Origin of the sequence: Sphingomonas arantia, from assembly GCF_042682045.1 — a bacterium.
Lineage (GTDB): Bacteria > Pseudomonadota > Alphaproteobacteria > Sphingomonadales > Sphingomonadaceae > Sphingomonas_R > Sphingomonas_R arantia.
The window spans coordinates 1,147,843-1,169,506 of record NZ_JBHUGS010000001.1; the positions used below are offsets into that span (position 1 = coordinate 1,147,843).

A 21,664-nucleotide genomic window follows, 5' to 3' on the forward strand; every position below is an offset into this window, starting at 1 on the left:
GGGGGGCGGCAAGTGCGCCGGACGTCTGGCTCCCGTCGTCAGAGACAGCCCGCCGGCGTTTGCGGCTGTATGACAATTGTCCTACAAGTTTGGCGACGAAGCCGGCTGTAGGTCGGTGCGCGCAGGAGGCGGGATGACCGTACAGGACGAGTGGCGCGACCGGGACCGGGTGGCCGGCGATTGGGGGACCAGTCGGTTGCGGCTGTTTCACCTCCGCGGCGATGCCGTGGTGCGGACCGTCACCGGGCCGGGGATCGCGGCGGTGACGGGGGCCCCGGGTGATGCGCTGATCGAGACGCTGGCCCCGTGGTTCGAGACCGGGTTGCCGCGCGATGCGGAGGTTGCGCTGTGCGGCATGGTGGGGTCGCGCAACGGGATCGCCGAGGTGCCTTATGCCGAATGTCCGGCGGATCTCGATTTGTGGCGCTCGGAGGCGCACGCGGTTGCGGTCGGTGGGCTGCGCGTGGTGATCGCGCCGGGGCTGGCCTGTACCCGCGACGACGGGGCGGCGGACGTGATGCGCGGCGAGGAGACGCAGATCTTCGGGTTGCTCAGTCTGTATCCGTCCCTGGCGCGGGGGCGGCATGTCGTCGCGTTGCCGGGCACGCATGGGAAGTGGGCGGAGGTGGTCGACGGGCGGGTCGTGCGGTTCCGGACGTTCCTGACCGGTGAGTTGTTCGCGTTGTTGCGCGACCAGTCGACGCTCACGCGCGCGGGGGCTGACGATAGCGGCGGCGAGGACGGTTTCGTGGCCGGGTTGGAGCGGTCCGATGCGGGCGGGCTGCTCGGGTCGCTGTTCGAGGCGCGGGCTGCGCAGTTGCGGGAGGGACGGTCGCGCGGCTGGGCGGTCGGGTTCCTGTCCGGGCTGACGATCGGGCATGAGGTGCGCGAGGGGCTGGCCACTGCCGACCCGGACGGGTCGGTGATGCTGGTGGGTGATCCGGTGCTGACCGCGCTCTATACGCAGGCGTTGGCGCGACACGGGCGCGCGGCGGAGACGTGCGACGGATCGGTGGCCGCGCTGGCCGGATTGCGGATGTTGGGAGAGCGACCATGACGATCGACGATGTGCTGGCCGGCGGCGCGCCGCCCGTGGTGGCGATCCTGCGCGGCGTGCGGCCGGACGAGGCGGTCGCGGTGGCGGGTGCGTTGGTCGACGCGGGGATCCTGCTGATCGAGGTGCCGATGAATTCGCCGGACCCGATCGACAGCATCGCGGCGATCCAGGCGGAATATGGCGACCGCGCGCTGATCGGAGCGGGCACGGTGCTGACGACAGAGATGGTCGTAGCGGTGGCGGCGACGGGCGGCCGGTTGATGGTGACGCCGAACACGAACCCCGCGGTGATCGCGGCGGGGGTCGCGGCCGGGCTGGAGCCGATGCCCGGGTTCGTCACGCCGAGCGAGGCATTCGCGGCGATCGCGGCGGGGGCGAGGCGGCTGAAGCTGTTTCCGGCGACCGCGTTCGGGCCGGCGTATCTGAAGGCGATCGGGGAGGTGTTGCCGAAGTCCGTGCCGTTGTGGGCGGTTGGCGGCACCGGCGCGGACAATATCGGCGACTGGCTGGCGGCGGGGGCCGAGGGGATCGGCGTCGGCGGGGCGCTGTTCCGGCCGGGCGACAGTGTGGCGGATGTGGCGGCGAAAGCCGCGGCGCTGGTGACGGCGTGGCGGCGGTACCGCGACGGCGCGTCGCGTTGACGACGGGTATCGACAGGCAGAACGAGGATGCGATGGACATGACGACGATGGCGGAACCCGTTTGGGAAGTCGGCGCGGAACTGGGCGAGGGACCGGTGTGGGTCGCGCGCGACCGGGCGCTGTGGTTCACGGACATCAAGGGGCGGCGCATCCACCGCTTCGATCCGGCGAACGGCGAGCGGACGGGATGGGACGCGCCGGGGATGCCGGGGTTCGCGTTGCCGGCGGCGCGTGGCGGGTTCGTGGTCGGCATGGCGGACGGGTTGCACCGGTTCGATCCGGCGGACGGATCGTTTGCGATGCTGGCGGCGGTCGAGCCCGATCTGCCGGGCAACCGGCTGAACGATGCGGTGGTCGATCGCGCCGGCCGGTTGTGGTTCGGGACGATGGACAATGGCGAGACGGACGCCAGCGGGATGCTGTACCGGTTGCAGGCGGACGGTGTACCGCGTGCGATGGGTGGCGAGTGCGTCATCACCAACGGTCCCGCGGTCAGCCCGGAGGGGACGATCCTGTACCATGTCGATACGCTGGCGCGCGTGATCTACGCGTTCGCGCTGGATGCGGACGGGGCCTTGAGCGACCGGCGGGTGTTCGCGACGATCGACCCGGCAGACGGGCATCCGGACGGGGTGAGCATGGATGCCGAGGGGCATGTCTGGGTCGGGCTGTACGGAGGCTGGTCCGCGCGGCGTTATGCGCCGGATGGGACGCTGGTCGAGACGGTGCGGTTCCCGCTCGCCAACGTGACGAAGGTGGCGTTCGGCGGCCCGGACCTGCGCACCGCGTTCGCCACGACGGCCAAGCAGGGGTTGAGTGCCGAGGCGCTGGCGGCGCAACCGCTGGCGGGGGCGCTGTTCGCGTTTCCGGTGGCGGTGCCGGGGTTGGAAGGGCGCGAGGTTTCGGTCGGGATTTGAGGGTTCGTCGCTGAGTTAGCATCCCGCCCCCGTTTGGTTCGAGCCTCACGCCGTCAGGGTGAGGTGGTAGAGATGCAGTACGGGCCTCAAGTCCGCCCGCGGTCCCAGCGGACGCGGGCGACGAGGTGGTCGATGAAGTTGCGCAGTTCGGTGCGGCGGGCGGTGGGTTCGACAACCTGTTCGTTCAGGCCGAGCTGCCAGGCGAGGTCGTGGCGGGCGGGGTCATCGCCGAGCGTTTCGATCAGGACGGCCTGGCGTTCGAGGTCTGCCTCGTCGGCGACGAGGCCCTGTTCGATCAGGTCTTCCTGCTGACGCCGGAGTGCCACGGCGATTTCGCCGAGCGAGAGTTCGGGGTGATATTGCACGCCCCAAAAGATGCCGCCGTCGTGGCGGATCTCGGCGGCCTGGACGCGGGTGACGGAGTTGGAGGCGAGCAGCGTGGCGTCGGCGGGGAGCGAGACGACCTCGTCGCCGTGGATCGCGGGCGCGTCATAGGCGGCGGGGCGGCCGGCGAGGAGCGGGTGATCGCGGCCGGCATCGGTGGCGGCGATGCGGCGCGCGAAGCCGGCCTCCTGACGCTTGTCCATCGCCTGCACCTGTCCGCCGGCCGCGGCGACCGCGACCTGTAGCCCGGCGCAGGAGCCGAAGGACGGTGTGCCCGAGGCGAACACGGCGCGCATGAAATCGAGCTGGCGGCGCACCGCGGGGCTGTCCTCGTACACGTGGAGCGGCGAGCCGGTGATGAACACCGCGTCGTAAGCAGCGAGCGTCGCGACGTCGGGGGCGTCGCCGTCCGGGTCTGCGGGCGCGATCCGGTCGCATTGTGCGTCGGGGGCGAGTTCGAGCAGTGTTTCGATGTAGGTTTCGCCGGAGCTGGTGCCGACATGCGCGCGGCGCGCCTCGCGTTCGTCCGCGGTTTCACTTTCGGCGACGAGGAAACGCAACATGGGCCAGGCGTCCGATCCGGGGCGGCCGGCCAAGCGGGCGCGGCGGGGGAGCCTCGGGAACGGTGCTGTTTGGCAACGGTTCCCGCCGGGCCGGGCAATAAAGTCGGTGAACATCGCGGGATCAGGGGCGTTCACCCCCGCCACCCCCGTGCATTAGGACCGCCGTGACCGCTCTGCCCGCCCACCCATCGCGGCTGTCCCCGGACGGTCCCGCCGCATCGGCCGAGATCGCGCCGGCCGACCGCGCCGCGCTCGCGCTGATCGCGGTCGAGCGGACGCGGATGCCGATCGTGGTGAGCGATGCGTCGCAGCCGGACAGCCCGATCATCCTGGCGAACGAGGCATTCCTGCGGTTGACCGGTTATTCGGCGGACGAGGTGATCGGGCGGAATTGTCGGTTCCTGCAGGGGCGCGACACCGATCCGGCGGCGGTCGAGCAGATTCGCGCGGGTCTCAAGACCGGGCGCGACATCACCGTCAGCCTGCAGAATTACCGCAAGGACGGCAGCGCGTTCTGGAACGAGTTGCAGATCAGCCCGATCCGCAACGACGGGGGCGAGGTGGTCTATTATCTGGCGTCGCAGATGGACGTGACCGACCGGCGGCAGGCGCAGCTGCTCGAGAAAAGCGAGCATCGCCTGCTGAAGGAGGTCGACCACCGCGCAAAGAACGCATTGGCGCTGGTGCAGGGGATCGTGCGGCTGAGCCGGTCGGACGACAGCGTCGCCTACGCCAAGGCCGTGCAGGGGCGGGTCGATTCGATCGCGCATGCGCACGGCCTGCTGGCGGCGGGCGGGTGGCGCGACGTGGACCTGGAGTCGATCATCCGCGGCGAGATGGAGCCGTTCGGACGGCAGCATGTCGTGCCGAGCGGGCGGCCGGTGGCGATCGCGCCGGTGCAGGTGCAGCCGCTGGCGCTGGTGATGCACGAGATGCTGTCGAACGCGGGGAAGCACGGCGCGCTGTCCGTGCCGGGCGGGCGCGTGGTGATCCGCTGGACGCCGTTGCTGGACGAGGACGGCGTGTCGATCGACTGGATCGAGACGGGCGGGCCGGCAGTGGCGCCGCATCCGGTGCCGGGGTTCGGATGGCGGATGCTGACGAGCATCGTGCGGAGCCAGATGCGGGGCACGGTGACATTTGACCTGCAGCCGGGCGGCCTGCGCGCGACGCTGATCGTGCGGCGGCGGCAGGGGGCGGGCGAGGGCGTCTGACCGGGATCGTGCGGAACTCCGCCGGGAACGGGGCGTAGTCGCGGCATGACGATACGCCTTTTCCATGTTTCCGACCTCCATTTCGGCCGTGCCGACGGCGAAGCGCTCAACTGGTTCGAACGGCTGGTCCATGCGGAGAAGCCGACTGCGGTGGTATGCACCGGCGACCTGACGATGCGCGCGCGGTCCGCCGAGTATAAGGCGGCGCGGGTCTGGCTGGAGCGGCTGGGCGTGCCGGTGACGATCGAGCCCGGCAATCACGACATTCCGTATCACAACCCGCTGATGCGGTTGTTGTCGCCCTATCGCCGGTACCGCGCGGTGGAACGCGCGCTGGAACGGCCGATCGACCTGCCGGGTGTGATGCTGGTGCCGCTCAAGACCACCGCGCGGTTCCAGTGGCGGACGAACTGGGCCTATGGGCGGGTGAGCAAGGACGGGCTCAGGGAAGCGTTGGCGCAGCTGAAGACGCGGACACCGGGGACGGTTGCGATCGTGGCGTGCCACCATCCGTTGATCGACGGCGCGCATGTCCACGGCGAGGCGAAGACCGATGGCGGCAAGGCGGCACTCGACGCGCTGGCGGCGGCCGGGGCGGATGCGGTGCTGAGCGGGCATGTGCATGACCCGTTCGATGTGGCGCATCCGGTGGGCGGACGGACGGTGCGGTTGATCGGGGCGGGGACCTTGTCGGAACGGCTGCGGACGAGCCGGCCTTCATTCAACGAGCTGATCGTGAAGGATGGGGTGCTGGAGGTTAAGCCGCGGATTTTCGAGCTGGCGTAGACTGAGGCGGGGCCGTCTCGGCTGCGCTCGCCCCGCCCCGTTTGGTTCGAGCCTGTCGAGAACTCTGCGCGGAGTTCTCGACAGGCTCGAACCAAACGGGTTTGGGTTTGGGTTTGACACGCGGGTTAAGCTGACTGTGCGGGAGCTTAGTCCGGGATGGCCTCGATCGCGACGATCTCGATGTCCACGGTCTTCCCGCCTGCTTTGAACGGGGCGACGTCGTCCACCGACAATCCCATCAGCGCGCGGGCCAACGGCGAGGTGAAGGCGATGCGGCCTTCGGTGGGGTCGGCTTCGTCTTCGCCGACCAGGTCGATCGTCTGGTCCGGGCCGCCGTCGCGCGCGTGTGTGACGCGAGTGCCGAAGGCGACGACGCTGCCGTCCGGGATCGGTGCGACCTGCGCGGTGGCGCGGCGGGCGTGCCAGTAGCGGAGGTTGCGGCGGATTTCCTTGACCGCGGCCTCGTCCGCCTTGGTCGCGAGCGCCGTTTCGAGGCGGTCTTCCCATAGCGTCGCGTGGCCCGCGATCAGCGCGAGGCCGCGGGCGGTGACGAGGTTGGGTCCGGGTGGGATCGGCAGATCGGGACGCGGTTCGAGATGTTCTTCATCGCTCTCGCGACGAAATGCGACGGACATGGACGTTGGGCTCCAAAGACGAGTTGAGGTGGCCGCGGGTCAGCGGCGTTCGTAGGTTCCGATCAGGCGACCGCGAGCGATGGCGAGCGCTTCGAGCACGTCGCGGACCGCGCTGCGGCCGGGATGCGCGCCGAGGTCGCTGGGCGCGCCGAGCGCGTAGAGCTGGAACACGTAGCGGTGCGGGCCGTGGCCGGTGGGCGGGTCGGGAGCGAGCCAGTCGGTGCGCAGGTAGGAGTTGCGGCCGATCTGGACGCCGGGTTCGCCGGTCGACAGCTCGCCTTCGGTCAGGAAACCGGGGGCGGGGGTGAGGCGGTGGACGATCGCGTGGACGAGCGGCGACAGGAGCGGCGGGTCGGCGTCCTCCACGATCAGCAGCAGTTCGGCGGCGGCGTCCGTGATATTGTCCCAGGCCAGCGGGGGCGAGATGCCGACGCCGTCGTCGGTGAACCGGACGGGGAGGGCCGTACCATCCTCGAACGCCGGGCTGGTCAGGCGGATCGTGTCGGGGACCGCGACGAGCGCAGGGTCGGCCCAGACGAGCTTTTCCATGCCAGGACGCACGTCATGCAGCGCGTGGCCCACGCCTTCGGGGATATGTTCGAGCATGACGACGTCTCCTTCGCGGGCCTCAACGCGTCAGCCGGGCGGATCGCTCCGCCGGTCGTTGCGGAGGGCGTCCCAATGGGCGAGCCGTTCGGCGATCTTGGCCTCGAACCCGCGGGGGGCGGGGACGTAGAAGGTCTGCGGCGACATTTCTTCCGGCCAATAGTCGTCGCCGGAGAAGGCGTCGGGCTCGTCGTGGTCGTAATGATAGCCGCTGCCGTAGCCGGCCGACTTCATGAGCTTGGTCGATCCGTTGAGGATGAGTTTCGGCGGCATCAGCGAGCCGGTCTCCTTGGCGGAGCGCGCGGCGGCCTTCCACGCGGCATAGCCGGCGTTTGATTTGGGGGCGGTCGCCAGGTAGACGCAGGCGTTGGCGATCGCCAGTTCGCCCTCGGGCGAGCCGAGAAAGTCGTAGCTGTCCTTGGCGGCGAGGCACTGGACGAGCGCCTGCGGGTCGGCGAGGCCGATATCCTCCGACGCCATGCGGACGAGCCGGCGAAGGAGGAACAGCGGCTCCTCGCCGGCGACCAGCATGCGGGCGAGATAATAGAGCGCGGCCTGCGGATCGGACCCGCGCACGGCCTTGTGGAGCGCGGAGATGAGGTTGTAGTGCCCCTCGCGGTCCTTGTCGTAGACCGCCATGCGGCGGTGCAGGAGCGCCGCGAGCGCGGCCGGATCGAGCGGTTCGGGGATCGCAATGCCGAACAGCGTTTCGGCCTGGTTGAGCAGGAAGCGGCCGTCGCCGTCCGCCGAGGCGATGAGTGCTGCGCGGGCGTCGGGGAGCAGCGGGAGCGGGCGCTGTTCGACGGCCTCGGCGCGGTCGAGCAGGCCATTCAGCGCGGTGGCGTCGAGCCGGTTGAGGATCAGGACCTGCGCGCGGCTGAGCAGAGCGGCGTTGAGTTCGAACGAGGGGTTTTCGGTGGTGGCGCCGACCAGCACGACGGTGCCGTCCTCGACATAGGGCAAGAAGCCGTCCTGCTGCGCGCGGTTGAAGCGGTGGATCTCGTCCACGAACAGCAAAGTGCGCTGACCGAGGCGGCGGTGGTCGCGTGCCTCGGCGAATATCTTCTTCAGGTCGGCGACGCCGGAGAAGACGGCCGAGACCGCTGCGTAGCGGAGGCCGACCGCGTCGGCGAGGAGGCGGGCGATGGTGGTCTTGCCGGTGCCGGGCGGGCCCCACAGCACGATCGACGACATGCGCCCGGCGGCGATCATCCGGCCGATCGCACCGTCCGGACCGACGAGATGATCCTGGCCGATGACCTCCGCCAGCGTCGCCGGGCGGAGCCGGTCGGCGAGCGGGGCGGTGTCGGGAGTGGCGGCGGTGTCGTCGGGGGTGGGGGCGAAGAGGTCCATGTAGGGTGGGATATAGGGCGCGCGGTGGGGGTGGCCAACTTTTCGCGGCGGGTGTGCGGACGCTGGCGGTTTGGTGGCGCACTCCGCCACCGTCGTCATCCCGGCGTAGGCCGGGATCTCGTTCTGGCTTGGGGTGTTGCTCGACCTGAGGGAGATCCCGGCTTTCGCCGGGATGACGGCTTTGGGGTTTAGCCCAGCGGGCCCTTTGGGGGTTTGCCGCCGCTGCGGCGGTGTTCGGCGATGCGGAGATAGGCGTCGAGCAGCGTCTGGTTGACGGCGTCCCAGGTGTAGCGTTGCGCGGCGGTGGCGCCGGCATGGCCCGCGGCGCGGCGCATGGCGTCGTCGCCGATGTAGGTGGCCAGGCTGTCGGCGAAGGCCTCGACGCCGCCCGGCGCGATGAGGCGGCCGCTGACGCCGTCGTCGACGAGGCTTTCGCTGCCGGTGGCGCGCGCGGCGACGACGGGGAGGCCGACGGCCATCGCCTCAAGCGTGACGTTGCCGAAGGTTTCGGTGACGGACGGGTTGAACAGGATGTCCATCGAGGCGAGCGCGCGACCGAGGTCGGTGCCGGTCTGCTGCCCGGTAAAGATCGCGTCGGGCAGCCGCTGTTCGAACCAGGCACGCGCGGGGCCTTCGCCGACGATCAGCACGCGGTGCGCGATGCCGCGGCGGCGCAGGCGGTCGATCGTGTCGGAGAAAACGTCGAGGCCCTTCTCCATCACCAGCCGGCCGAGAAAACCGACCACGACGTCGTTGTCGTGGATGCCGAGCGCGCGGCGCCAGTCCATGCTGCGGCGGGTGGGCGTGAAGACTTCATGGTCGACGCCGCGCGACCAGATGCCGACATCGTAGTTCATCCGCTGTTCGCGGAGCAGCTGGGCCATCGATTCGGACGGCGCGAAGATCGCGTCGCAGCGCCGGTAGAAGCGCCGCAGGATCGCGGCGACGGCGGGTTCGAGGAAGGTCAGCCCGTAGTAGCGCGGATAGGTTTCGAACCGCGTGTGGACCGAGGCGACGACCGGCACGCCGCGCGCGCGCGATGGTGACCGCGCGGTGGCTGACGAATTCGGGGCTCGCGACATGGACCATGTTGGGCGCGAACTTCTTCAGGTCCGTGCGGGCGTGCGGCGAGATGAGCAGCGGCAGGCGATACTCGCCGCGGCCGGGGAACGGCACCGACGGGATGTTGACGACCTTGCCGACCGAGGCGAACGCCGGCTTGTCGGTGCGCGGGGAATAGATCCGGACCTGCGCGCCCTGGCGCTGAAGGTAGCCGACGAGCCGGTTGAGCGCCTGGTTCGCGCCATCCCGTACGTAATTGTAGTTACCGCTGAACAGGGCGACACGAAGTTCGGATGGCTGCATCGTGCGCGCCTAGCCTGTCCTGCCGGTGGATGCCATCGGAACCGAACGGCTCCGTAACCACTTGCGGCGGGTCGTGGCATCTTGGCCACGCCGGATCGGACGCGTCATCGCGTGGGGAGCGCGGCCTCGATAGAAGACCATGGACGGCTCGGCTCGGGGCCGGCGCCGTCCATGGTCGGTCGTCCTACTTCAGGTGAGCGGACAGATGCTTGTTCATCTCGAACATGCTGACGCTCTTCTTGCCAAAGATCTTCTCGAGCTTGGCATCGGCGTTGATCTGGCGCTTGTCCTTGGGATCCTGGAGATCGTTCGCCTTGATATAGACCCACATCTTGGACACGACTTCACCGCGGGCGAGCATGTCGCTGCCGACGATCTCGGCCAGTTCGGCGGAGGGCTGGACGGGCTTGTGAATGCCGTCGGTGCGCTTGCCCTCGGGAGCGGCGGCAACCTTGGTTGCGGCGGCTTTCTTCGGGGCGGCCTTCTTCGCGGCCGGCTTGGTGTCTTCCTTTGCGGCCGCATCGGCCTTCTTGGCTACCATCGTCACGTCTCCCTGTTTGTCGAACGGGTCATTGAACGTCCGCCCTGCACGGATTGTTGCGCTTTTCCCGTCGTCCGACAAGAGGCGACAAAAGAGTAGGAGAAAACGGAAAACGCCGCCGCCCCCTTTCGGGGACGACGGCGCCGTCCGCTTGCACGATCGATCCGGGGATCAGTCGTTCAGATACTCGCCCGCGTCGGCGTCGGTGCCGTGGCTTTCGCCGGCGGCATTGCCGAGCGGATCGTTGCCGAGCGAGACGTTCGCGTCGGCCAGTTCCGCTTCATGCTCTTCCGCGGCCGAAGACGGCGCGATCAGCGCCTTCTCGATCGCGGCAGCCGAAGCCGCTGCGGTCGCCGCCGCGAAACCGCGGTTGGCGGCGCGTAGGGCGGCGTCGCGGCTGTTGGCCGTGACGCGCAGGCGGTTGAGGCCCGCACCCGTACCGGCCGGGATCAGGCGGCCGACGATCACGTTCTCCTTCAGGCCAGTCAGGCTGTCGATCTTGCCCTGGACGGACGCCTCGGTCAGCACACGGGTCGTTTCCTGGAAGGATGCGGCCGAGATGAAGCTGCGGGTCTGCAGCGACGCCTTGGTGATGCCGAGCAGGATGGGCTTGCCCTGTGCAGGCATCGCACCCTTTTCGAGCTTCTCGTTGGCTTCGTCCATTTCCAGCCGGTCGATCTGCTCGCCCGCCAGGAACTGCGTGTCCCCCGCGTCGGTGATCTCGACCTTCTGGAGCATCTGGCGAACGATCGTCTCGATGTGCTTGTCGTTGATCTTCACGCCCTGCAGACGATAGACCTCCTGGATTTCCGAGACGAGATATTCCGCCAGCGGCTCGATCCCGAGCACTTCGAGAATGTCGTGCGGATCGGGCGAACCGCCGATCAGGTTGTCGCCGCGCTTGACGTAATCGCCTTCCTGAACGTCGATGACCTTCGACTTCGGGATCAGGTAGTCGATCAGTTCGCTGCCGTCGTCCGGACGGATGCTGATCTTGCGCTTGGCCTTGTAGTCCTTGCCGAATTCGACACGACCCGAGACCTTTGCGATGATCGCATTCTCCTTGGGCTTCCGGGCTTCGAAAAGCTCGGCGACCCGCGGCAGACCGCCGGTGATGTCGCGGGTCTTGGCCGATTCACGCGACACACGTGCCAGCACCTCACCCGCGGAGACGGCCTGACCGTCCTCGACCGACAGCACTGCGCCGGTGGTGAGCATGTAGCGAGCGGTCTCGCCCGAGCTGTCGTCCATCAGGGTGATCCGCGGACGCAGATCCTCCTTACGGCCGGTGGCGCGGTAATCGATCACGACCTTCTGCGTGATGCCGGTCGCTTCATCAGTCTGCTCGGACAGCGTCTGCTTGTCGACCAGGTCGACATACTTCACGACGCCGCCCGTCTCGGTGATGACGGGCATGGTGTAGGGATCCCACTCCGCCATCCGGTCGCCCTTGGTCACGACATGGCCGTCGTCGAACAGCAGGTACGCGCCGTACGGAATACGGTGCGTCGCCCGCTCGCGCCCATCGAGATCGATGATCGCCAGTTCGCCCGAGCGGCTGAGCGACACACGGCGGCCACGCGTGTCCATGATGATGCGCAGGTCGCGATATTCCATCCGGCCGTCGGTGACGGCTTCGAGGTTCGAGACTTCGTTGAGCTGCGCCGCGCCGCCGATGTGGAACGTCCGCATCGTCAGCTGGGTGCCGGGCTCGCCGATCGACTGCGCCGCGATGACGCCGACGGCCTCACCGATGTTCACCGGCGTACCGCGGGCGAGATCGCGCCCGTAGCAGGCGCCGCAGACGCCACCCTTTGATTCGCAGACCAGCGGGCTGCGGATCTTGACGCCCTGCGTGCCGACGGCCTCGATCCGCGCGACCATGGCCTCGTCCAGCAGCGTGCCGGACGGGATCAGGACTTCGTTGTTCTTGGTGTCGACGATGTCCTCCGCGGTCGTGCGACCGAGGATGCGTTCGCCGAGCGAGGCGATGGTGGAACCGCCCTGGACGATCGCCTTCATGTCGAGCGCGCGTTCCGTGCCGCAGTCGAGTTCGACCACGACGCAATCCTGCGACACGTCGACCAGACGGCGGGTCAGGTAGCCCGAGTTGGCGGTCTTCAACGCCGTATCCGCGAGACCCTTGCGGGCGCCGTGGGTGGAGTTGAAGTATTCAAGGACGGTCAGGCCTTCCTTGAAGTTCGAGATGATCGGCGTTTCGATGATCTCGCCCGACGGCTTCGCCATCAGGCCGCGCATGCCGGCGAGCTGCTTGATCTGCGCCTGCGAACCGCGGGCACCGGAGTGGGCCATCATGTAGATCGCGTTGATCGGCATTTCACGGCCGGTCTCCGGGTCCTTCTTGACCGCCTTGATCTCCTTCATCATCTCGTCGGAGACACGATCACCGCAACGCGACCAGGCGTCGATGACCTTGTTGTACTTCTCCTGCTGCGTGATCAGGCCGTCCTGATACTGCTGCTCGAAGTCCTTCACGAGGGCCTTGGTCTCGTCGACCAGTTCGACCTTGGCGGCGGGAATGATCATGTCGTCCTTGCCGAACGAGATGCCGGCCTGGAACGCGTGACGGAAACCGAGCGACATGATCGCATCGGCGAACAGCACGGTCTCCTTCTGCCCGGTGTGACGATAGACCTCGTCGATCACGTCGCCGACGTCCTTCTTCGTCAGCAGGCGGTTGACGGTGTCGAACGGCACCTTGAAGTTCTTCGGCAGACACTCGCCCAAGAGCATGCGCCCCGGGGTCGTCTCGAACCGCTTCATATACTGGTTGCCGGCCTCGTCCGTCTGCGGAACGCGGGTCGTGATCTTGGTGTGGAGCGTCACCGCCTTCGCGTTGAGCGCCTGATGCACCTCGACCATGTCGGAGATCAGCATGCCCTCGCCGGGCTCGCCTTCCTTCAACATCGACAGATAGTACAGACCCAGCACCATGTCCTGCGACGGCACGATGATCGGCTTGCCGTTGGCGGGCGACAGGATGTTGTTGGTCGACATCATCAGGACGCGGGCTTCGAGCTGCGCCTCGAGCGACAGCGGCACGTGGACGGCCATCTGATCGCCGTCGAAATCGGCGTTGAAGGCCGAGCAGACCAGCGGGTGAAGCTGGATCGCCTTACCCTCGATCAGCACGGGTTCGAACGCCTGGATGCCGAGACGGTGAAGCGTGGGCGCGCGGTTGAGCAGCACGGGATGCTCGCGGATCACCTCGTCCAGGATATCCCAGACTTCCTTGCGCTCCTTCTCGACCCACTTCTTGGCCTGCTTCAGGGTCATCGACAGACCCTTGGCATCGAGGCGCGCGTAGATGAACGGCTTGAACAGCTCGAGCGCCATCTTCTTGGGCAGGCCGCACTGGTGCAGCTTGAGTTCCGGACCGGTCACGATGACCGAACGGCCGGAATAGTCGACGCGCTTGCCGAGCAGATTCTGGCGGAAACGGCCCTGCTTGCCCTTGAGCATGTCGGACAGCGACTTCAGCGGGCGCTTGTTGGCACCCGTGATCGTGCGACCACGGCGGCCGTTGTCGAACAGTGCGTCGACCGACTCCTGCAGCATGCGCTTTTCGTTGCGGACGATGATGTCCGGCGCGCGCAGTTCCATCAGGCGCTTCAACCGGTTGTTGCGGTTGATGACGCGGCGATAGAGGTCGTTCAGATCGGACGTGGCGAAGCGGCCACCGTCGAGCGGCACCAGCGGGCGAAGCTCGGGCGGGATCACGGGGACGACCTCGAGGATCATCCATTCCGGGCGGTTGCCGGATTCGAGGAAGCTCTCGACGACCTTCAGCCGCTTGATGATCTTCTTGGGCTTCAGCTCGGACTTGGTCTCGGCCAGTTCCTTGAGCAGGTCGGCCTTTTCGCCTTCCAGGTCGAGGTCCTCGAGCATGCGGCGCACGGCCTCTGCACCGATGCCGGCGGAGAAGGCGTCCTCGCCATACTCGTCCTGCGCTTCGAGCAGCTCGTCCTCGTTCAGAAGCTGATACTTCTCGAGCGGGGTCAGGCCCGGCTCGATGACGATATAGGCTTCGAAATACAGGACGCGCTCGAGCTGCTTCAGCTGCATGTCGAGCAGCAGGCCGATGCGCGACGGCAGCGACTTCAGGAACCAGATGTGCGCGACGGGGGCGGCGAGTTCGATGTGGCCCATCCGCTCGCGACGGACCTTGGACACGGTGACCTCGACGCCGCACTTCTCGCAGACGATGCCCTTGTACTTCATGCGCTTGTACTTGCCGCACAGGCACTCGTAATCCTTGATCGGACCGAAGATGCGCGCGCAGAACAGGCCGTCACGTTCCGGCTTGAACGTGCGGTAGTTGATGGTTTCCGGCTTCTTGATTTCGCCAAACGACCACGAACGGATCCGTTCGGGGGAGGCGATGCCGATCTGGATCTGGTCGAACGTCTCGGTCTTGGCGACCGGATTGGCGAAGTTGGTCAGTTCGTTCATGGAAGAACCTCTCTGAAATCTCTGACCCTCTCCCGTGGGAAGAGGGCGGGAGGGTGAGGGGGCGTAGTGGCTACGCGCGTCCCTCGCCCCGACCCTCTCCCGCCGAAACGGGAGAGGGGGCAGGTCGGCTTACTCGGCGGCGTCGGCCAGCTCTTCGGCGGTCGGTTCGTGGGTGTTGAGTTCCACGTTCAGGCCGAGCGAGCGCATTTCCTTGACCAGCACGTTGAAGCTTTCCGGAATGCCGGCCTCGAACGTGTCGTCGCCCTTGACGATCGCCTCGTAGACCTTGGTGCGGCCAACGACGTCGTCGGACTTCACCGTCAGCATTTCCTGCAACGTGTAGGCGGCGCCGTAGGCCTGGAGTGCCCAGACCTCCATCTCGCCGAAGCGCTGACCACCGAACTGCGCCTTACCACCCAGCGGCTGCTGCGTGACGAGCGAGTAGGGGCCGATCGACCGGGCGTGGATCTTGTCGTCCACGAGATGGTGCAGCTTCAGCATGTAGATGTAGCCGACCGTCACCTTGCGATCGAACTGATCGCCGGTGCGACCGTCGAAGAGATCGGACTGACCGCTCTCGTCGAGGCCCGCGAGCCGCAGCATCGCCGCCACGTCCGCTTCGCGCGCGCCGTCGAACACCGGCGTCGCCATCGGCACGCCGTTCTTCAGGACGGCGGCCAGGTCGACGATCTGCTCGTCGGTCCGGCTGTCGATGTCGGCATGGTACTGCTCGCCATAGACGTACTTCAGACGCTCCTTCACCGCTTCCGGCGGCGAACCGGCCTGCGTGACGCCGTCCGGATTGGCTTCGCGCCATTCCTCGAGCGCCTGCGTGACCTGCTGCCCCAGGCCGCGTGCGGCCCAGCCCAGATGCGTCTCGAAGATCTGACCCACGTTCATGCGCGACGGCACGCCGAGCGGGTTGAGCACGATATCGACCGGCGTCCCGTCGGCGAGGAACGGCATGTCCTCGTTCGGCAGGATGCGGCTGATGACGCCCTTGTTCCCGTGACGGCCGGCCATCTTGTCGCCCGGCTGCAGCTTGCGCTTTACCGCGACGAACACCTTGACCATCTTCAGCACGCCCGGCGGCAGCTCGTCGCCGCGCTGCAGCTTCTCGACACGGTCCTCGAACCGCTTCACGATGATGCTGACCGCGTCGTCATACTGCGCCTTCACGGCCTCCAGATCGGACTGGCGGGCGTCGTCGGCGACGGCGAACTTCCACCAGTCACGCTTCTCGACAGTGTCGAGCAGCGCCTGATCGATTGCCGTACCCTTGCGGATGCCCTTGGGGGCGGCCGCAGCGGTCTGGCCGACCAGCATGTCCTGCAAGCGGGCGTAGGAGGACCGGTTGAGGATGCCGCGTTCGTCTTCGCGGTCCTTAGTCAGCCGGTCAATCTCCTCGCGCTCGATCGCCATCGCGCGCTCGTCCTTGTCGATGCCGTGACGGTTGAAGACGCGGACGTCGACGACCGTACCGGACACGCCCGGCGGCAGGCGGAGCGAGGTGTCGCGCACGTCCGACGCCTTTTCACCGAAGATGGCGCGGAGAAGCTTCTCCTCCGGCGTCATCGGCGATTCGCCCTTCGGCGTGATCTTGCCGGCGAGGATATCGCCCGGCTCGACCTCGGCCCCGACATAGACGATGCCCGCCTCGTCGAGGTTGCGCAACGCCTCTTCACCCACGTTCGGGATGTCGCGGGTGATGTCTTCCGGCCCGAGCTTCGTGTCGCGGGCCATCACTTCGAACTCGTCGATATGGATCGACGTGAACACGTCGTCCTTCACGATCCGCTCGGAGATGAGGATGGAATCCTCGTAGTTGTACCCGTTCCACGGCATGAACGCGACGAGCGTGTTCCGGCCGAGCGCGAGTTCGCCGAACTCGGTCGACGGACCGTCGGCGAGCACAGTGCCCTTGTCGACGATGTCGCCGACCTTCACCAGCGGACGCTGGTTGATGCAGGTCGACTGGTTCGACCGCTGGAACTTCATCAGCGTGTAGATATCGACACCGGACTTGCCGGCTTCGATGCCTTCCGTCGCGCGGATGACGATACGGGCGGCGTCGACCTGATCGACCACACCGCCGCGCTTGGCGGAGATAGCGGCACCGGAGTCCCGGGCCACAGTCTCTTCCATGCCGGTGCCGACGAACGGCGCCTCGGCACGGACCAGCGGCACGGCCTGACGCTGCATGTTGGAGCCCATCAGCGCGCGGTTGGCGTCATCGTTTTCCAGGAACGGAATGAGCGATGCTGCAACCGACACGAGCTGCTTCGGGCTGACGTCCATCAGCGTGATGTGGTCGCGCGGGGCGATCAGGAACTCGCCGGCCTCGCGGCTGGAGATGATCTCCTCGACGAAGCCACCGGTCTCGTCCAGCTCGGCATTGGCCTGCGCGATCGTGTGCTTGGCCTCCTCCATGGCGGAGAGGTACACGACCTCGTCCGACACCTTGCCGTCGATGACCTTGCGGTACGGCGTCTCGATGAAGCCGTACTTGTTCACGCGGCTGAACGACGCCAGCGAGTTGATCAGACCGATGTTCGGGCCTTCCGGCGTTTCGATCGGGCAGATGCGGCCGTAATGGGTCGGGTGAACGTCGCGGACTTCGAAGCCAGCGCGCTCACGCGTCAGACCACCTGGCCCGAGCGCCGAGACGCGACGCTTGTGCGTTACTTCGGACAGCGGGTTCGTCTGATCCATGAACTGCGACAGCTGCGACGAGCCGAAGAATTCACGCACCGCGGCGACCGCCGGCTTGGCGTTGATGAGGTCGTTCGGCATGACCGTCGACACGTCGACCGAGGACATCCGCTCCTTCACGGCGCGCTCCATGCGGAGCAGGCCGACGCGGTACTGGTTCTCGAGCAGCTCGCCCACCGAACGCACGCGGCGGTTGCCGAGATTGTCGATGTCGTCGATCTCGCCCTTGCCGTCCTTGAGGTTCACGAGCGTCTTGACGACCTCGAGAATATCCTCGGCGCGCAGCGTGGTGACGGTGTCCTCGACGTCGAGGTCGAGGCGCATGTTGAGCTTCACGCGGCCGACGGCGGAGAGGTCGTAGCGCTCCGGATCGAAGAACAGACCGGAGAACAGCGACTCCGCGGTCTCCTTCGTCGGCGGCTCGCCGGGGCGCATGACGCGGTAGATCTCGGACAGCGCATGATCGCGGTCCTCGACCTTGTCGGCCTTCAGCGTGTTGCGGATCCACGGACCCGTTGCGACGTGATCGATGTCGAGCAGTTCGAGCTGCTCGATGCCGGCGGCGTCGAGCATTTCGAGGTTCTCAGGCGACACTTCGTCACCGGCCTCGATGTAGATCCGGCCGGTCGACTCGTCGATCAGGTCGAACGCGCTGTAGCGACCGAAGATCTCCTCGGTCGGGATCAGCAGCATCGTCAGGCCGTCCTTGGCCGCCTTGTTGGCGGCGCGGGGCGAAATCTTGGTGCCGGCGGGGAACACGGCTTCGCCGGTCTCCGCGTTGACGACGTCGAACGACGGCTTCTGGCCACGCCAATTCTCGACGACATAAGGCACCTGCCAGCCACCCTGGCCGCGGACGTAGGTCGCCGTGCCGTAGAAGTGGTTGAGGATGTCCTCGTCGTTCATGCCGAGCGCATAGAGCAGCGTCGTGACCGGCAACTTGCGCTTGCGATCGATGCGGACGTTGACGATGTCCTTGGCGTCGAATTCGAAATCGAGCCACGAACCGCGATACGGAATGACCCGTGCGGCGAACAGATACTTGCCCGATGCGTGCGTCTTGCCGCGATCATGATCGAACAGGACGCCCGGCGAACGATGCATCTGGCTGACGATCACGCGTTCCGTGCCGTTGACGATGAACGTGCCGTTCGACGTCATGAGCGGCATGTCGCCCATGTAGACGTCCTGCTCCTTGATATCGAGCACCGAGCGGGTTTCCGTGTCCGGATCCACTTCGAACACGATCAGGCGCAGCGTGACGCGCATCGGCGCCGCATAGGTGATGCCGCGCTGGCGGCACTCGTCGGTGTCGAACTTCGGCTCTTCCAGCTCGTAGTTCACGAAATCAAGCTCGGCGGTGCCGGCGAAATCGCGGATCGGGAAGACGCTGCGCAGCGTCTTTTCCAGGCCGGAGATGTAGTTGTCCTCGGGACGCGAGCGCAGGAAATGCTCGTAGCTTTCGCGCTGCACCTCGATCAGGTTCGGCATCTGCACGACTTCGTGGATGTTGCCGAACACCTTGCGGATGCGCTTCTTCGCGGCACCTTGCACGGTTGGGGTAATTGCCTGGGTCGCCATGGATGATCCTTCGCGCTCAAATTCGTCGGCGCACTTTGCAGTGCCGCCGAAGGCCGGTTCGTCACGATCGCCACCCTGGGAAAGGGCCGGATCGCAGAGGCGCAGCACGACAAAAAGCTGCGACATCCGAGTGGATATCGCAGTCTCAGCGTCATGATGTCCGTGCTTCCCAATGCGTCGCGATCCGTCGCGCAATGTCGGATCGTGTCCCGGGAAGACCAGATCGCCGCCCCGGCCCTTGCGGACCGGAGCGACTGTTGGATTTGATATAGACCGCGGGGGAACAAAAGCCAACCCCTACGAACCCGTCGATCAGGGGAGGGTTGCGCTGGTCGCGACGGCGCGGGCGGCTTCGATGCCATTAGCGAAATAGTGGATCGCGGGTGCCTCGAACGTCACCATGTAGAGCCGGCCGTCGACGATGGCGGCATAGCCTTCGCCCAGGCGCTCGACCTCTTCGTCGGGTCGAGTGAACTTGTAGGCGAAATGGACGCCCTTGCGACCGGCGAAGGCGGCGGGCTCGACGCGGCCGATCTCCATCAGCGGCGTGTCGAATACCACGCGGTAGGTCTGTTCGAACAGCGCGGGCAGATCGTTCAGCAGCATCGTGCCGCTGAAACGCGGCAACGGCTTCGACTTCTTCGACACTTCCCGCACGATCGGCTTGCCGTCCTCGATCCCGCCGTAGAAGGTCAGGTCGTTGAGCGTATCGCCGTCGAGCGTCCAGGTTTCGGCGCTTCGCCCAGGGCGGGCCCCGAGCCGGTTCCATTCGGTCGGCGGGGTTACGGTCAGCTTCGACTTGGCGACCGTGACCGGCGTGCCGCCCGGAACCAGCGAGTTGCCGGCGATGGCGGGTGTGGCCAGTGTGGCGGTCAGGACAAGCGCCGCGAGGCGGAGAGACATCATCGGCTGGTCCTTCATGACTGTTCGATCAGGCTGCGGAGCATGGCGGCATCCTCGCAATCTGGCTTGGCGCGCAGGTAGTCGGCGAGCGCGACCTTGCCTTCGGTGACCTGTCCCGTCCGCATCAGGGCGAGCCCAAGGCCGCGGTGGGCGAGCGGATCGACCGGCCCACCGGCGATCGCCGCGCGGTAGAAACCGGCGGCTGCGACGAGGTCGCGCGGGTTGCCGCGCGTGCGGTAGAGCTCGCCGCGCGCGAACAGCAGGTCGGGCGTCCAGTTGGAGCCGGCCAGTTGGGTCAGGAGATATTCGCTGCCGCCGAAGTCGTTGCGTTTCAGCTGGTCGGCGAGGAACGCGGGACGCCATTTCTGCATCGCGGCGGCGAACGTATCGGCACCGTCGTCACCGTCGTCACCGTCCTTGATCGCGAGCTGTTTGAGGTAGCCGGCACGCTCGAGGTTGGTCGGATGGGTCGCGAAGAAGGCGGTGCGGTCGTAGCGCGTGCTGCGCTGTTGGCGACCGAGCGCCGTGGCGTCGGCTTCTTCCATCATCCGTCGCCAGAAATCGGAGAAGGCACCGGGGCGGTAGCGCGATCCGGCGAGATACTCGAAGCCGTGGATATCCGCTTCCCGCTCTTGGTTGCGCTGGTAGGAGAACACCGCGCCGTACAGGCTAGCTCGTGTCGATCCGGTCGGCGTACCGGCATATCCGCCGGCCAATCCAACCCACATTGCGAGGTCGCCGGCAGTGCGGCCTGCCTTGAAACGTGTCAGGCTATGCCGTTTCTCAAAATGGGCGAATTCATGCGCGAGGACTGCGGCAAGCTCCGCCTCGCTCCGAACGCGCAGCAGCATGCCGGTGTAGATCTGCATGGTGCCGTTGGGTGCCATGTTCGCGTTCACGTCCGAGACGTGCATGACGTAAATTCGTACGCCGGTGCACCGGTCCGTCCCGACCGTCTCGCAAAGCAGGCCGTGCAAGTAGGTGTTCAGTGCCTCGTCGTGAAGCACGGTCGGCGAGTCGCGCAGGGTGCGCTCGATCTCGTCGAACTCCGCCCACAGACCGCGTTCGTCGACGCTCTGCGGCTGGTACGCGCCCGCGTAGGGCGGCGGGGGCACGATGCGGGTCTTGGTCGGCGCGCTCGTTGGCGCGAGCGACAGCGCGGTCAGCAGCAGGGCGCTGCGGAGGCGGCGCGTCATGGCTGTGTCGCCGCGGTTGCGGTCTGTGTTGCGATCGCGGTGCTGCCGGGGAAATCCTCGAGCAGTTGTGCGACGCGCTTGGCGGCGCCTTCGCCGTCGCGGACGTCGCCACCCATCTGACGATCCGCGTTCAGCCAGACGAGGTCGCCGGTGCGCGCATCGACCAGCCCGGCATAGCCCTTGTGCAGGCCGGACACGATCCCGACTCCCAGGCCGGCGGCGAAGATCTGTGCGACCTTGCGGCCGGTCGAGCCGAAATGATCCTCCGTTTCGAGGAACAGGATATAGTCGGCGGAGGCGCCGCCGGGGATGTCGCGCACCCCGGGCCCAAGCGTCCAGGCGAAGGGTGCGCCCTTGCGCTTCTTGGTCGGCAGGCGGTTGCCGAGGAAGAACTGGTATGTGATGACCGCATCGGCGACGGTCGAGAAAAGCGCGCGATAGCTGGCCAGCGTGCGGGCCGGGGCGCCCACGCTATCCGGTGCGACGAAGACAGTATTGCCGAGCTTGCCCTGCGCCGTGTCGAGTGCGGTCGCGATGTTCGACTTTGCCTGGTCCGTCCAGTCGGCATTCGGTTCGAACATGCCGCCGGTGGACTGCGCGCCGACCTTGATCGTCGGCCGGACGAGCAGGATCTTCTTCGATTCGGCGAGGAGTGTGAACCCGTCCTTCGTCGCGGATTTTTCCTGCGCCGACGCCGGACTGGCGGAGATCATGACCGCGCAGCACACTGACGCGGC

Annotated in this window: 15 protein-coding genes and 1 pseudogene; 5 read left to right on the forward strand and 11 right to left on the reverse strand. The window is 67.0% G+C overall.

What is annotated here, in order from left to right; genetic code table 11:
* The first annotated feature begins 133 nt into the window (after positions 1–133).
* The 3 genes from ACFSGX_RS05515 to ACFSGX_RS05525 are packed head-to-tail and all read left to right on the forward strand — an operon-like array spanning position 134 to position 2,615.
* A complete protein-coding gene (locus ACFSGX_RS05515) occupies positions 134–1,057 on the forward strand; it encodes a 2-dehydro-3-deoxygalactonokinase (protein WP_380928084.1) in 924 nt (307 codons plus the stop codon).
* On the forward strand, positions 1,054–1,698 hold the full coding sequence (locus ACFSGX_RS05520) for a 2-dehydro-3-deoxy-6-phosphogalactonate aldolase (RefSeq protein WP_380928086.1): 645 nt from the start codon (positions 1,054–1,056) through the stop codon (positions 1,696–1,698). The genes ACFSGX_RS05515 and ACFSGX_RS05520 overlap by 4 nt, the downstream gene beginning before the upstream one ends.
* A 38-nt stretch (positions 1,699–1,736) precedes the next feature.
* Positions 1,737–2,615, forward strand: coding sequence for an SMP-30/gluconolactonase/LRE family protein (locus ACFSGX_RS05525; RefSeq protein ID WP_380928253.1), 879 nt, complete (start codon positions 1,737–1,739; stop codon positions 2,613–2,615).
* An 86-nt stretch (positions 2,616–2,701) separates the two neighbouring features.
* Here ACFSGX_RS05525 and ACFSGX_RS05530 read toward each other — a convergent pair whose 3' ends face one another.
* Positions 2,702–3,562 carry a type 1 glutamine amidotransferase gene (locus tag ACFSGX_RS05530; protein WP_380928088.1) on the reverse strand — a complete coding sequence of 287 codons (861 nt, stop codon included), beginning with the start codon at positions 3,560–3,562 and terminating at the stop codon, positions 2,702–2,704.
* Between the two features lie 164 nt (positions 3,563–3,726).
* Between ACFSGX_RS05530 and lov the strand changes: the two genes are divergently transcribed.
* Both lov and ACFSGX_RS05540 read left to right on the forward strand, forming a co-directional pair.
* A complete protein-coding gene (lov, locus tag ACFSGX_RS05535) occupies positions 3,727–4,776 on the forward strand; it encodes a blue-light-activated histidine kinase (protein WP_380928089.1) in 1,050 nt (349 codons plus the stop codon).
* 45 nt (positions 4,777–4,821) lie between these two features.
* Positions 4,822–5,562: a metallophosphoesterase family protein gene (locus ACFSGX_RS05540; RefSeq protein ID WP_380928091.1), complete on the forward strand. Its 741-nt coding sequence runs from the start codon at positions 4,822–4,824 to the stop codon at positions 5,560–5,562.
* A gap of 146 nt (positions 5,563–5,708) precedes the next feature.
* On the opposite strand, the gene ACFSGX_RS05545 is transcribed toward ACFSGX_RS05540, so the two are convergent.
* The 10 genes and pseudogenes from ACFSGX_RS05545 to ACFSGX_RS05590 form a co-directional block, all read right to left on the reverse strand.
* Positions 5,709–6,197: a GreA/GreB family elongation factor gene (locus ACFSGX_RS05545; protein ID WP_380928093.1), complete on the reverse strand. Its 489-nt coding sequence runs from the start codon at positions 6,195–6,197 to the stop codon at positions 5,709–5,711.
* A 39-nt stretch (positions 6,198–6,236) separates the two neighbouring features.
* Entirely contained in the window at positions 6,237–6,803 is a 567-nt protein-coding gene (locus ACFSGX_RS05550; RefSeq protein WP_380928095.1) for a YbhB/YbcL family Raf kinase inhibitor-like protein, read from the reverse strand.
* Between the two features lie 30 nt (positions 6,804–6,833).
* Positions 6,834–8,156, reverse strand: coding sequence for a replication-associated recombination protein A (locus tag ACFSGX_RS05555; RefSeq protein WP_380928097.1), 1,323 nt, complete (start codon positions 8,154–8,156; stop codon positions 6,834–6,836).
* Positions 8,157–8,344: 188 nt separating this feature from the next.
* Positions 8,345–9,521, reverse strand: a pseudogene (locus ACFSGX_RS05560) (glycosyltransferase family 4 protein).
* 184 nt (positions 9,522–9,705) lie between these two features.
* On the reverse strand, positions 9,706–10,143 hold the full coding sequence (locus ACFSGX_RS05565) for an SWIB/MDM2 domain-containing protein (RefSeq protein ID WP_380928099.1): 438 nt from the start codon (positions 10,141–10,143) through the stop codon (positions 9,706–9,708).
* 90 nt (positions 10,144–10,233) lie between these two features.
* Complete coding sequence (gene rpoC / locus ACFSGX_RS05570; RefSeq protein ID WP_157175359.1) at positions 10,234–14,535, reverse strand: DNA-directed RNA polymerase subunit beta'; 4,302 nt, start codon at positions 14,533–14,535, stop codon at positions 10,234–10,236.
* Positions 14,536–14,664: 129 nt separating this feature from the next.
* Positions 14,665–18,828, reverse strand: coding sequence for a DNA-directed RNA polymerase subunit beta (gene rpoB / locus ACFSGX_RS05575; RefSeq protein ID WP_380928101.1), 4,164 nt, complete (start codon positions 18,826–18,828; stop codon positions 14,665–14,667).
* Between the two features lie 312 nt (positions 18,829–19,140).
* On the reverse strand, positions 19,141–19,734 hold the full coding sequence (locus ACFSGX_RS05580) for a hypothetical protein (protein ID WP_380928103.1): 594 nt from the start codon (positions 19,732–19,734) through the stop codon (positions 19,141–19,143).
* Positions 19,735–19,745: 11 nt separating this feature from the next.
* Positions 19,746–20,927 (reverse strand): M48 family metalloprotease, encoded by a 1,182-nt coding sequence (locus ACFSGX_RS05585; RefSeq protein ID WP_380928105.1) that lies wholly within the window; start codon positions 20,925–20,927, stop codon positions 19,746–19,748.
* Positions 20,924–21,640 carry a hypothetical protein gene (locus ACFSGX_RS05590; RefSeq protein WP_380928107.1) on the reverse strand — a complete coding sequence of 239 codons (717 nt, stop codon included), beginning with the start codon at positions 21,638–21,640 and terminating at the stop codon, positions 20,924–20,926. The genes ACFSGX_RS05585 and ACFSGX_RS05590 overlap by 4 nt, the downstream gene beginning before the upstream one ends.
* Between the last annotated feature and the right edge of the window lie 24 nt (positions 21,641–21,664).

Excerpts from the sequence above, each read along its gene's own strand:
- ACFSGX_RS05515 (WP_380928084.1), top strand. The coding sequence starts at position 134 with ATGACCGTACAGGACGAGTGGCGCGACCGGGACCGGGTGGCCGGCGAT.
- ACFSGX_RS05520 (WP_380928086.1), top strand. The coding sequence starts at position 1,054 with ATGACGATCGACGATGTGCTGGCCGGCGGCGCGCCGCCCGTGGTGGCG.
- ACFSGX_RS05525 (WP_380928253.1), top strand. The coding sequence starts at position 1,737 with ATGACGACGATGGCGGAACCCGTTTGGGAAGTCGGCGCGGAACTGGGC.
- ACFSGX_RS05530 (WP_380928088.1), bottom strand. The coding sequence starts at position 3,562 with ATGTTGCGTTTCCTCGTCGCCGAAAGTGAAACCGCGGACGAACGCGAG.
- ACFSGX_RS05540 (WP_380928091.1), top strand. The coding sequence starts at position 4,822 with ATGACGATACGCCTTTTCCATGTTTCCGACCTCCATTTCGGCCGTGCC.
- ACFSGX_RS05545 (WP_380928093.1), bottom strand. The coding sequence starts at position 6,197 with ATGTCCGTCGCATTTCGTCGCGAGAGCGATGAAGAACATCTCGAACCG.
- ACFSGX_RS05550 (WP_380928095.1), bottom strand. The coding sequence starts at position 6,803 with ATGCTCGAACATATCCCCGAAGGCGTGGGCCACGCGCTGCATGACGTG.
- ACFSGX_RS05555 (WP_380928097.1), bottom strand. The coding sequence starts at position 8,156 with ATGGACCTCTTCGCCCCCACCCCCGACGACACCGCCGCCACTCCCGAC.
- rpoC (WP_157175359.1), bottom strand. The coding sequence starts at position 14,535 with ATGAACGAACTGACCAACTTCGCCAATCCGGTCGCCAAGACCGAGACG.
- rpoB (WP_380928101.1), bottom strand. The coding sequence starts at position 18,828 with ATGGCGACCCAGGCAATTACCCCAACCGTGCAAGGTGCCGCGAAGAAG.
- ACFSGX_RS05580 (WP_380928103.1), bottom strand. The coding sequence starts at position 19,734 with ATGATGTCTCTCCGCCTCGCGGCGCTTGTCCTGACCGCCACACTGGCC.
- ACFSGX_RS05585 (WP_380928105.1), bottom strand. The coding sequence starts at position 20,927 with ATGACGCGCCGCCTCCGCAGCGCCCTGCTGCTGACCGCGCTGTCGCTC.
- ACFSGX_RS05590 (WP_380928107.1), bottom strand. The coding sequence starts at position 21,640 with ATGATCTCCGCCAGTCCGGCGTCGGCGCAGGAAAAATCCGCGACGAAG.